Origin of the sequence: Pseudoalteromonas rubra, assembly GCF_004212645.1 — a bacterium.
Lineage (GTDB): Bacteria > Pseudomonadota > Gammaproteobacteria > Enterobacterales > Alteromonadaceae > Pseudoalteromonas > Pseudoalteromonas rubra_G.
This window is the reverse complement of record NZ_PPUZ01000036.1, coordinates 128,042-139,863: the sequence shown is the minus strand read 5'-3', so window position 1 is coordinate 139,863 and position 11,822 is coordinate 128,042. Positions and strand designations below refer to the sequence as shown.

The 11,822-nt window shown below is 49.9% G+C and carries 11 protein-coding genes; 8 read left to right on the top strand and 3 right to left on the bottom strand.

Annotation, left to right across the window (positions count from 1 at the left end; translation table 11 throughout):
- Positions 1-54 precede the first annotated feature (54 nt).
- Positions 55-957 carry an ABC transporter substrate-binding protein gene (locus C3B51_RS13930; RefSeq protein WP_240701904.1) on the bottom strand — a complete coding sequence of 301 codons (903 nt, stop codon included), beginning with the start codon at positions 955-957 and terminating at the stop codon, positions 55-57.
- Positions 958-1,184: 227 nt separating this feature from the next.
- Here C3B51_RS13930 and C3B51_RS13925 point away from each other — a divergent pair, with 227 nt between their 5' ends.
- A complete protein-coding gene (locus C3B51_RS13925; RefSeq protein ID WP_125719508.1) occupies positions 1,185-1,379 on the top strand; it encodes a hypothetical protein in 195 nt (64 codons plus the stop codon).
- Between the two features lie 21 nt (positions 1,380-1,400).
- On the opposite strand, the gene msrA is transcribed toward C3B51_RS13925, so the two are convergent.
- Positions 1,401-2,639, bottom strand: a complete 1,239-nt coding sequence (gene msrA, locus C3B51_RS13920) for a peptide-methionine (S)-S-oxide reductase MsrA (protein ID WP_430929843.1) — start codon at positions 2,637-2,639, stop codon at positions 1,401-1,403.
- Positions 2,640-2,887: 248 nt separating this feature from the next.
- Between msrA and C3B51_RS13915 the strand changes: the two genes are divergently transcribed.
- The 7 genes from C3B51_RS13915 (at position 2,888) to asnB (ending at position 10,444) form a co-directional block, all read left to right on the top strand.
- A complete protein-coding gene (locus tag C3B51_RS13915; RefSeq protein ID WP_130245414.1) occupies positions 2,888-4,402 on the top strand; it encodes a leucyl aminopeptidase in 1,515 nt (504 codons plus the stop codon).
- A gap of 209 nt (positions 4,403-4,611) precedes the next feature.
- The gene (gene pxpB, locus C3B51_RS13910) at positions 4,612-5,268 is read left to right on the top strand and encodes a 5-oxoprolinase subunit PxpB (protein WP_130245413.1); all 657 of its coding nucleotides are present in this window, start codon (positions 4,612-4,614) and stop codon (positions 5,266-5,268) included.
- The gene (locus C3B51_RS13905) at positions 5,262-6,197 is read left to right on the top strand and encodes a biotin-dependent carboxyltransferase family protein (RefSeq protein ID WP_130245412.1); all 936 of its coding nucleotides are present in this window, start codon (positions 5,262-5,264) and stop codon (positions 6,195-6,197) included. Before pxpB ends, C3B51_RS13905 begins: the two co-directional genes overlap by 7 nt.
- Entirely contained in the window at positions 6,194-6,931 is a 738-nt protein-coding gene (locus C3B51_RS13900; protein ID WP_130245411.1) for a DUF969 domain-containing protein, read from the top strand. Before C3B51_RS13905 ends, C3B51_RS13900 begins: the two co-directional genes overlap by 4 nt.
- Positions 6,928-7,947 (top strand): DUF979 domain-containing protein, encoded by a 1,020-nt coding sequence (locus C3B51_RS13895; RefSeq protein WP_130245410.1) that lies wholly within the window; start codon positions 6,928-6,930, stop codon positions 7,945-7,947. The genes C3B51_RS13900 and C3B51_RS13895 overlap by 4 nt, the downstream gene beginning before the upstream one ends.
- Positions 7,940-8,602, top strand: coding sequence for a pyroglutamyl-peptidase I (pcp, locus tag C3B51_RS13890; protein WP_130245409.1), 663 nt, complete (start codon positions 7,940-7,942; stop codon positions 8,600-8,602). Before C3B51_RS13895 ends, pcp begins: the two co-directional genes overlap by 8 nt.
- A gap of 168 nt (positions 8,603-8,770) precedes the next feature.
- Positions 8,771-10,444: an asparagine synthase B gene (gene asnB / locus C3B51_RS13885; protein WP_130245408.1), complete on the top strand. Its 1,674-nt coding sequence runs from the start codon at positions 8,771-8,773 to the stop codon at positions 10,442-10,444.
- Positions 10,445-10,495: 51 nt separating this feature from the next.
- Here the strand turns inward: asnB and pssA are convergent, their stop codons facing one another.
- Positions 10,496-11,821, bottom strand: a complete 1,326-nt coding sequence (gene pssA / locus C3B51_RS13880) for a CDP-diacylglycerol--serine O-phosphatidyltransferase (RefSeq protein ID WP_130245407.1) — start codon at positions 11,819-11,821, stop codon at positions 10,496-10,498.
- Position 11,822 lies beyond the last annotated feature (1 nt).

The following is an 11,822-nucleotide window of genomic DNA, read 5'->3' as shown; positions in this document are numbered from 1 at the left end:
CTGAAAGCTTAGCTCAAGATTTGCAACCCTGTTGTTTTATTTAACTATGCAGGGCTAATTAATACACGCAACAAACCACTTACGCCATTTAGCCTGATTGTTTTCAAGCCAGTGCTTTGCAACCAATGCTGGGGTGAAATTTTCCAGGTTAACCATCGCAGCCAGCTGCTCAAGCGTAGTATTGTTCATGTCAAACTGGCGCAGGCCCTTTGCCAGACAAGGGTGCTGGTCAAAAAACTCTGTGCTGACTACTTTTTTTAACCAGCCAGATTTGGGGTTGCCGCAGTCAAACAAAAATTTGGAATTAACGCCCCACTCAGGCTCAGTTTCGCAGCGGATGTCATAGTCAGGAAATTCAACAAATTCGCCAGGATACACAGCGCCGACCCAGTTTGGCGTCCAGTTAAACATTAATATGGGTTGCTTGATTTTGTGTGCAATGGCGAGCTTTTTCCACAGGGCCTCACCACTTTCGACCTGCTCAACCACAAAAGGCAATTGCAATGCCCGGATCCTCGCCCTGTCTGGCTTTTCCCAGGGGCCCGCAATATAAACGCCTTTACCCTGAGAGCCAGGTCTGGCGAACACCTCGGCACACTGGATCAGTGCTTGCCAATGCGGCAGCCCGGGACAGTGCTGCTTGACATACAAGGGATACCACCAGTCCTCGCGGGTTTTTAAACTATAGTCGCCCAGATCGACAATCACCTGGCTGTGCATCAGCTGCGCGTACTTGTCCGCCATTGTCCCTTCCCACACTTCAACCTGGACGTCCGCCATCCCGGCTTTGAGTAAGAACCACTGACCGTCTGTTTTCGCTTCAATAAACTCAGTCTGGTAACCCAGCTCTGTAAAAATATTTGCAACAATGTGGGAAAGTACTTGCTGACTGGTCCAGTCGTTATAGAGGATCTGTATCGGCCCGGTGGCTCTTAGCGGCAATGACCAAACTAGCACCCAGAAACATATTAAGCGGAACATAATCGTGTCAAAGTCAAAAAATGCAGGTCTGCAAAGTATAGTTGCAAACGCGCTTTAGGTTTGCCCGAAAGTTCGTGTCAGTTTTACGACACAATTATTTACAATTACACAGTATAAACAATTTAACAATATTAATTCATTTGTACTAACTTATATATCGTTCAATTTGTGAACATAACGAATTTTAAAAAAGGAATATCAAAATGAAGCTTAACCTGAACAAAAAGAACATCAAAAGACTCAGCGCAGACAAAGCCACTTTGGCATTGCAAGCAACGCCGCAAGTGGCCGGTGGTCGCCCAAAAAGCTACTTCAATAACTGTGCACCAACAGAAAATCGTTTCTGCTGGGAAGAGTCGATTAACAACTGCCCATTATCTCAGGCCATCGGTTGCTAACCCTTTAACGAATCTGCCGGATTACTGGCGATTTGCCTGGTAAGCCTGTCTTGATTTGAACTCCAATACGGTCGCATTAATGCAGTAGCGATCGCTTCCACCGGGTCCTTCACTCGCAAACACATGACCCAGATGAATGCCGGATGAGCTGGAACGAATTTCAGTGCGTTTCATTCCGTGACTGTTGTCTTCATGGTAAGTTACACTGCCAGCCACCGGATGCTTGAAAGACAACCAGCCTGTACCTGAGTTAAATCGGTCTTTGGTATCAAACAAGGCCTGTCCGCTGAGCTTATCTATAAATACCCCGTCGCCGGTTTGTTTAAATAAATCATATTGTTTGCAAAACGGCCGATCTGTGCCTTGCTCAAACGCTGTAGTATAGGCATCACTGTCCCCTAGCTTAAATGCGCCCAGTACCCGGTAAAACGTTTTACGGTCCATATACCCCTGAAAGCCCGCAACTTCCTTACCATTTTCCATAAATAAAATGGTCGGGGTCGCCCAGGTAGCAGACATGATATTCAGGCCCTGTAGCTGACTGGCCCGGCGAAAGTGCAATGCAATACTGCCCTGATAATCATACACCACTTGCTGCTTAAACTTGTCACAATAAGGGCAGTACGGTGCATCAATCACGACAATATGCTTGCCCGTTAACAAAGCTTTATTATCAACCAGCTGCTCTTGCACATCCGCAAAAGTAACGCCTGTACTGTGATCCGGGCAATATCCATTGGGGTTTTTTACCAGATAATTCTGGTGATATTCTTCTGCCCGCACAAAAGTGCTCAGTGGCTTAAGTGTCGTTTGAATTTGGCCATAACCAGCTTGCGTCAGCAGTGCCTGATACTGTTCTTTTAATGAAGCCGCCGTGGTTTTTTGCGACTCATCGGTATACAGGATGGTGGAGCGATATTGCGTACCCACATCATTACCCTGACGGTTTTTCTGCGTCGGATCGTGGCTTTCAAAATAGACTTTTAACAACGACTCTGTCGATAAGCGGCTGGCGTTGTAGGTTACCCGTACGACTTCTGCGTAATTATTGGGGTCAAAACGTCGGCTTGCAGCCGTGATTGCCTTATAACTGGCCTTGAATCCGCGCCCATCGGCATAACCTGATTCAGCATCGATTACGCCTGGCAGCGCTTCGTAGCGTTTTTCTGCCCCCCAAAAACAACCCGATCCCAGCACCAGTGTTTTGATATGCGAACTGGCTTGTTCTGGTTGGCTGTTAAGCACAGTCGCATGACTGATGCTGGCAAACCCAAGTAAACTCGAGAGCGTTAGCTGTACAATTAATCGTTTATTCACTCCGACTTCCTTTAAATTGATTTCTCTTAACTACCAAGACCGTGGCAGCCACGCCATACTTTCGTCGAGTACGAAAAAATCAGCCAGCCCGCGCTTTAACTAGGATTCTGTGTCATTCAACGACATTTAATTAATTAATCTGCGTGTTTAAGGTAAAACAAGGCCCAAATTAGTTATTGAGGGTTTAATCAATGCCATTATCTACTCGTCTTTGCGCACTCACTGTCGCTCTTTTCGGTTCAGCCTCGGCGCTGGCAGCCGACATCCAGTTCACCAGTAAATTGAACGAAAAAACCGATGCTCTGGTTGTGTTTCAGGATAGTGAGCAAAGCAATGCATTTAAATTTCTTGACAGAGATACCCGAAAACAACTGAACAAAGCGCTGGAAGCAGACAAGTTTTCTGGTGATTACGGTAAAGTGGTCGAAGTACTGGCACCCGTTGACTCTAAGCACCAGCGTATCCTTGTGGTTGGTCTGGGTGAGCGCGACGAGCTGGACAGCGCCAAAATGGCTAAGCTCGGCGGTAACCTGCACGCAAAACTGGAACAAAAAGAAGCCGCGACAGTCAGCGTTGCATTCAAAGGCATTAATGGCCAGCTCAGCAACCATGAGCTGGCGGCGCAATATGCACACGGTGCCAATCTGCGCGACCATACGTTTGAGCTATATAAGAAAGAGCCGAACACACACAGTATGACCTACAACTTGAGTGTAGACGACCAAGGTCAGACGCAAGCCGAATACACTATGTTAAGCCACATTGAACAGGGTGTATTTCTGGCACGTGACTTAACCTCAGAAGTCCCGACTGAAATGACGCCGGTTGATTTTGCCAATGCTGCCAAACAACTTGAGCAGTATGGTGTTGAAGTGAAGATCTTGGAGCCAGAGCAGCTTAAATCCCTGGGTATGAATGCACTGGAAGGGGTTGGCCGTGGCAGTAAAGAAGGCTCACGCCTGGTTGTTGCACATTATAAAGGCAATAACGATACCCCTATCGCATTGGTAGGTAAAGGGATCACCTTCGACTCTGGTGGTTACAGCATTAAAACCGGCAAATCCATTGCCCGCATGAAATCAGATATGGCCGGTGCAGCAGCAGTACTGGGCACAGTAAAAGCCATGGCGCTGGCGAAGGCCGATGTTAACGTTGTTGCAGTAATGGGTATGGCCGCCAATATGGTCTCTGAAAACTCGATTGCACCGGGTGATGTGCTGCGCACAGCAGAAGGCCTGAGCGTTGAGATCCTCAACACCGATGCAGAAGGCCGCTTAGTATTAAGCGACGCTATGTGGTATGCACGCACCTATTATAAGCCTGAGGTGATGATTGACCTGGCAACACTGACGGGCTCTAAGATCCGTGCTGTAGGCAATCGCTATGCCGCAGTATTCTCAGATGATGAACACCTGATCTCGGAATTTACCCTTGCCGGTAAAGCGGTTAATGAACCACTTTGGCGACTGCCTCTGGGCTACAAAGACAAGCTGAAGTCTGACATCGCAGATATTGCCAATGTCGGTTCAGGAGGTCCGGGCGCAACCACTGCGGCCTCATTCCTGCAACACTTTGCCGGTGAAACCCGCTGGTTACATATCGATATCGCAGGCAACGCATTAGCCTCTTCAGGTAAGGGCGAAGTTTCTGCGGGCGGTACCGGATTTGGTGTACGCCTGCTGAGCGAATGGCTGCTGAGTAACTAACACAATCCCAACCCAACTGAGCCATGCAATGATTGCATGGCTTTTTTTTAATCTCAGTCTGCCTGGCGGTTATCAGGTTTGGCAAGACAGCCGCAAATAAGCTTGCTATGCTTTGCCCGGGCGTCCCTCTGTGCAATACCCTGCCCCATCAACGCATAACTAATCAGAGGGATTAAATCTGCCGATAACAAAATGAAAAATAACTTACCATGACTCAAGAACAGACTTATCTGCTTGGCGAGCAGGCGGTAGTGCTCGACTTAAACTGCGCCCGACTCGATAACACGCAACAGAATCGCCTGTTTGCTTTGCACCGCCACCTGCAAAAACAGGCTCAATTTACGGATATTGTGGTCGGGAAAACCTCCCTGACTCTGGTTTTACAAGACCCGACACAATGCCCGAACTGGCAGGACCAGCTTCTGTTACTCTGGGAAGAGCTCAGTGCAGAGGACTTCCATCCCACCACGCACCAAGTACCTGTCGTTTATGGGCAAGCAGCAGGCCCGGATCTGGCTCCTTTGGCTGCGCAACTGGGCCTGTCACAAAGCGACATTATAGAACTGCACAGCGCACCGCTCTATCAGGTCAAGTTTCTGGGCTTTTTGCCAGGCTTTGCCTATCTGGGCTGCCTGCCCGAGCCGCTTCGGGTTGCGCGGCTTGACTCGCCGAGAGCCCATGTGCCGGCGGGCTCGGTTGCTATCGCTGAAGATTTAAGTGCGATTTATCCCAGCGCTTCCCCTGGTGGCTGGCGATTGCTGGGCCACAGCCCGACACAGTTATTCAACCCACATAGCCAACCACCTTGTCTGTTTCAGCCAGGTGATAATGTAAAATTTGTACCGCAAAAGGAGGGCCTGTGTTAGAAGTTATTAAGCCAGGCGTACAGCTGTGTATCCAGGATCTGGGTCGGCACGGTCATCGTCATCTGGGCGTATCTCAAAGTGGCGCATTAGATCCCCTCGCCGTTAAGATAGCCAATACCCTGTTAGGCAACCCCCTTAATACTGCAGTACTTGAAATCACCGTTGGACTGACTCAGCTCAGATTTACCAACGCTACTAACTTCGCGTTAACCGGAGGCGACCTCAAAGCGTGCCTTGACGATACGCCACTGACACCGGGCTGGCGCTATTATGCCAAACCCGGGCAGCTACTTAGCTTTGCTTCGAGCCCCGATGCACTGCGTGCTTATGTCAGTGTTGAGGGCGGCTTTGATCTGCAAAGCGTGATGGGTTCCTGTGCGACCGATCTCCAGGCGGAGTTTGGCGGTATCAATGGCTCACCGCTGGCTGCGGGAGATCAACTGCACTATGTCAGCTGCCTTGAGCGACGCAGTTTAGGTGCGCTGCAACCGGGATACCACAAACAGGTGCGTATCCTGAGCGGCCCTCATTGCACGCGGCTGAATAGCTCAGCAGCGCAATTATTGTGTGCAAAGCCCTGGCAAGTATTACCGGACAGCAACCGAATGGGCATGCGATTAACCGGCCCAGACCTATTCGCCCATCAGCTCTCAATCAACTCTCAGGCCGTCTTACCTGGCACCATTCAGCTGCCACCCAATGGTGCGCCGATTGTTTTGCTGAATGATTGTCAGACCACGGGCGGTTACCCGATGATAGCTCAGGTCATTCAAGCTGATCTGCGCCATTTTGCGCAATTGAGTGCCGGCGACCAGATCAGCTTTACATTGACCACACCGGCTCTGGCACACCAGGAAACACAACAACACAATTATCATCTTAATCAATTGCGCATTGCGCTGACACATCACGACAGGAGTATTTCGTGAGCGAATTGAACTTTTTACCCCTCAGTGGCATTTTGGTGGTGATCCTTGGGTTTGCCTTGCGGTTTAATCCCCTGCTGGTCGTGACCTGTGCCGGTATCGTAACCGGCTGGGCTGTCGATTTGGACTACCTGCCTTTGCTGGAAACCTTTGGCGAGAAGTTTCTCAACTCGCGCCAGCTGGCCAGCTTTTTATTACTCCTGCCCGTCATCGCCATTTTAGAGCGATATGGTTTACAACAGCATGCCAAAAGCTGGATAGCCAGTATCAAAGGGGCCACCACAGCCAGGATCCTGAGCGTTTATTTTGTGGTGCGTGAGTGCAGCGCCGCATTGGGGCTGATTAACCTCGCAGGCCAGGCTCAAACGGTGCGCCCTTTGCTGGCCCCAATGGCACTCGGTGCGGCAAGCAACCTGCATGGCGACCTGCCCAAACCAATCCGGGATATGATCAGTGCACATGCCGCGGCATGTGACAACATTGCCGTTTTCTTTGGTGAAGATATCTTCATTGCCTTTGGTGCAGTCTTGTTGATGGATGCCTTTTTAAGAGAAAACGGCATTGCCGGGATTGAGCCACTGCATATTGGCCTGTGGGCGATCCCGACAGCCATTGCCGCGTTAATTGTTCACCTGTTTCGACTGGCCAGGCTGGAAGCTAAAATACGTGAACAGATAGCCCAACATACTGAACAACAAGACTCAGACGGCCCGGCTGTCCGGGAGGAGCTGGCATGAGTGCAATGACAACGACCGCCACTGCGCAACCAGCCCTGCTCTCAATTGGTAATATCTACTTGTTGATAGGCTTTGTGGTGTTATTTCTGGTCATTAAAACCTTACAGGACAAAGGTCATCCCAAGCGCTTGACCACCGCGTTGTTCTGGGGCTTGTTTGGCAGTGTGTTCCTGCTTGGCGATTTATCTGTTGCTTATTTAGGAGAGAGCCTGACCTATCGCTGGGTGGGAGTCTGTGTCATCGCCATTGCATTACTGGCCGGCATGGGCAAGGTCTCAATGGGCAGCTACGATGTGCCCAGTGATGAGGTGCAAACTGCCAGTGCCCGACGCATTGGTAACAAGCTGTTTATTCCCGCTGTGCTAATTCCTGTCGTCACTGTGGTGTGTACTATCTTGCTGAAGGATATCCAGCTTGGCAGCCTGTATGTATTCGATCAAAGCCATGTAACCCTGGCTGCACTGACGCTGGCCTGTACCATCGCCTTGTTAGTCAGCTGGAAATTCACCGGCGGCAGCCCACTTCAGGCGCTAGGCGAATCACGTCGACTGGTCGATTCTATTGGCTGGGCAGCTATCCTGCCGCAAATGCTCGCAATGCTGGGGGGCGTTTTCCTTGTAGCGAATACCGGCACGGCGATTCAGGATCTGGTGACCTTGTTTGTCTCGCCCGACAATCGCTTTATGCTGGTTGTTATCTATTGTGTCGGTATGGCCTTATTTACTATGGTGATGGGCAATGCTTTTGCCGCCTTCCCTGTGATGACAGCAGGTATTGCAGTGCCCTTTCTCATTCAGGGTCACGACGCAAGCCCGGCTCCTCTGGTTGCCATCGGCATGTATTCAGGTTACTGCGGGACGCTAATGACGCCAATGGCCGCCAATTTCAATATTGTGCCCGCCGCGCTGTTAAACCTGAAAGACAAGTATCAGGTGATCAAAGTACAGATCCCGACAGCGCTATCGCTGTTGTTCATTAATATATTGCTTATGTATGGAGTCATCTTCAATGACTAAAGGCACCCATAAAACCGTATTGTTGACGGGTTTTGAACCCTTCGGCGGCGAATCGATTAATCCCTCCTGGCAGGCAGTACATCAGCTCGACGGATGTCATATTGCCGGACACACAATCAGGACCAAAGAGCTCCCGTGTGAGTTTGATCACGCCCTGACACAACTTAACCGGGCCATCGACAAATATGCGCCTGCGCTGGTTTTATGTGTCGGTCAGGCCGGTGGCCGCGCAGATATTTCTATCGAACGCGTGGCCATCAATATTAACGACGCCCGTATCCCGGATAATGCCGGTGCCCAGCCGATAGACACGCCGGTACTCGCCGGTGGACCTGCGGCCTATTTTGCCGCACTGCCTGTAAAACACATGCTGAACGACCTTCGCCAGGCGCAGATCCCGGCCAGCATTTCGAACACCGCAGGCACTTATGTCTGTAACCATGTGATGTACGGGTTACTTCATTATATCAGCGAGCATCAGCTCAATTGCCGGGGCGGTTTTATTCATATCCCCTACTTACCCGAGCAAGCCATGCACCACAGCGGTGCACCGAGCATGAGCGCCCTGCAGGTGATTGACGCGCTCAAAGTGATGATTTCCTCGGCCCTGACCCATGATAGCGATCTTGAGATTGCTGCCGGTACCACGCACTGATCTGCTCGCCCTGTTTTGGTTCATTTATGCACCAAAACAGGGCAATATTTCCTCAGTAAAATCACGGTTTTTTATGTGACTTGCCCGTTCATTTCTGATAGTACTAACAGCACGAGCCAGCGCCACTGCGCGCGCTCGACAATAATAGTTAACAGGAATGAGGTCATTATGTGTTCAATTTTTGGTGTGCTGGAGATTAAATCTGATCCAGCCATCCTGCGCGAGCAGGCAATAGAAATGTCTAAGCGATTACGCCACCGTGGACCCGACTGGTCCGGTGTTTATGCCAGTGATAACGCCATTCTGGTGCATGAGCGGCTCGCCATTGTTGGCGTATCCAGTGGTGCACAACCTTTGTACAACCCTGAGCGGACGCATATTCTCGCAGTCAACGGAGAAATCTATAACCACAAGGAACTGGCTCAGCAGCTAAGCGTTCCCTTTACCTTCCAGACGCAGTCGGACTGCGAAGTGTTACTGGCTCTGTACAAGCAAAAAGGCCCGGAATTTTTAGACGACCTGAACGGGATTTTTGCCTTTTGTCTGTATGATGAACAAGAGGATGCCTATCTCATCGGCCGCGATCATATCGGCATTATTCCGCTTTACACCGGCCGCGATCAGCATGGTAATTTCTATGTCGCCAGCGAAATGAAAGCGCTCACTCCCATCTGTAATCAGATTGAGGAGTTTCCACCGGGGCACTATCTGTATTCAAAAGAAGGAACCCTGCGCTCCTATTATCAGCGTGACTGGCAGCAATTTGACGCGGTGAAGGACAACGATGCCTCTGCAGACACGGTTAAAACGGCTTTAGAAGCCGCCGTCAAGCGCCAGCTGATGTGCGATGTGCCATACGGAGTGTTGCTTTCTGGAGGCCTGGATTCATCGGTTATTTCCGCTATCACCCAACAATTTGCGGCGCGGCGTATTGAAGATGACGACGCCACAGAAGCCTGGTGGCCCAAATTACACTCCTTTTCTATCGGTCTGGAGGGTTCCCCCGATCTGGCTGCGGCGCAGAAAGTCGCCGATCAGATTGGTACCGTGCATCACCCTATTCACTTTACGGTGCAACAAGGGATCGATGCCCTTAAGGAAGTCATTTACCACCTTGAAACCTATGACGTCACCACGGTCCGAGCGTCTACCCCAATGTATCTGATGGCGCGCTACATCAAAGCCATGGGAATAAAAATGGTGCTTTCAGGGGAAGGTGCCGATGAGTTATTTGGTGGTTATTTGTACTTCCACAAGGCCCCCAACAGCCGGGAATTCCATGAAGAGCTCAATCGTAAAGTATCAAAGCTGCATATGTTCGACTGCCTGCGTGCCAACAAGTCGATGGCAGCCTGGGGTGTCGAAGCCAGGGTCCCCTTTCTGGATAAAGAGTTTGTCGATATCGCCATGCGAACCAACCCCGAATACAAGATGTGTAAAGAGGGCCGCATTGAAAAGCATATTATCCGTGAAGCATTTGATGGTTATCTGCCTGACGATGTCTTGTGGCGTCAAAAAGAGCAATTCTCCGATGGGGTGGGTTACTCCTGGATTGACTCTCTAAAAGAGTATGTCGACGAAAAGGTTAGCGATCAGGAGCTCGCCAGCGCCGAGTATCGCTTTCCAATCAACACACCCGACAGCAAAGAGGCCTACTACTACCGCTGTATCTTTGAGTCTCACTTTCCCGGTGATGCGGCCGCCAAATGCGTGCCTCATGGTAAATCAGTTGCCTGCTCTACACCTGAGGCGCTGGCCTGGGATGCTTCGTTCGAGCAAAATGCCGATCCATCCGGGCGCGCAGCCAATGTGCACAGCCATGCCTATGGCAACCAAAACTGACCTTCAATAGAAAAATAAAAAGGGCCTGAAGGCCCTTTTTATTTATATGATTTAAATGAATTTTTTGATGATAAAATCCACTTTCACCCGCTTTGCCTGGCCCAGGATTTTCTTAACTGGTGGCGGGTAATCATCGACGGTTTCCAGATCCTGCGCACCGGTCAGCTTAGTACAGTTGGCCAGAATGGCTTCACGCTCTGCATTTATCGCCTGCTCCAGTTTTTGCTCGGGATCTTCTATCAAAATACCATTTTCGATATCCAGTCCCCAGGCACGCGGATTAAGATTATGCCCGGTCATCAGATGTACCTGGTTATCGCGGTTAATGCCCTTGAGATGAAATGAATTATTGCCATCACGCCACAGATACACATTGAGGTGACCCGAGTTGATGTAGCGCTTTTGCGATTTCAGGAACTTGTACAAAATGGTTTCGTACAAATAAGGTAAAGCACCAATGCGGCTAAACGGCTGATCTGGCGCGATGTAAAAATCATTCGCCGTTTTATCACCAATGACAATGGTGACTGTTTTACCCTCTTTTAGCAATCGACGTAATGAGCGTAACAAAGGCGCCGGAAAGTTAAAGTAAGGCGTGTATAACAGTAGCTCACGCTCTGTGGTATCAAACAGCGCCTTAATCAAACGATTTAGTTTGTTGGTGCGACGTCCAAAGCCCAAAAACGCGCGCACGTTTAAGCCATCAGTTGCACTCGCATCGCTCATATCGTAATTTGCTTTTTTAAGCTGCTTCATCAGCTGTCTTTGCGCCACCTTTAGCTCAGAAAAGGGCTTAAGTGGACGCTGATCCAGCCTTGGTACGGCCTCGCTGGACAACAAATAAGTATCCAGGAAATGACAAAAGCTGGCTGCCAGTGCTGGGTTCTGGATCACAAAATAACGGTCAAGGCGGTATTTATCACCATGCTGCAAATACACATTATTAATACTGGCACCGCTGTACAATACAGTGTCATCAATCACGAACCCTTTAAGGTGCAATACCCCGAACAGCTCTTTTGCCTTAACCGGCACGCCATATACTTTTACGTTGGAGCCAAACTCAGCTTGCATATCGCAATACAGTTTCGCATTGCCTTCAGACTTGGCCTCGCCTATTAACCCTCGCTGGGCGCGATGAAAATCAACCAGTACGTGAATTTGCAGATGCGGTCGTTGCGATGCCACGTCATGTAACGCAGCCAGAATTTCACGACCAGCTTCATCGTCTTGCAAATACAATGCGGTTAAGTAGATGCGATGTTGCGCCCCCCGAATGAGCGATAACAGCTGCGAGCGATATTGCTTCGCATCAGTCAGTATTGCGCAACTTTGTGCTTCCAGTGCAAACCCAGGTTTATCCTGCCAAAATGCCATA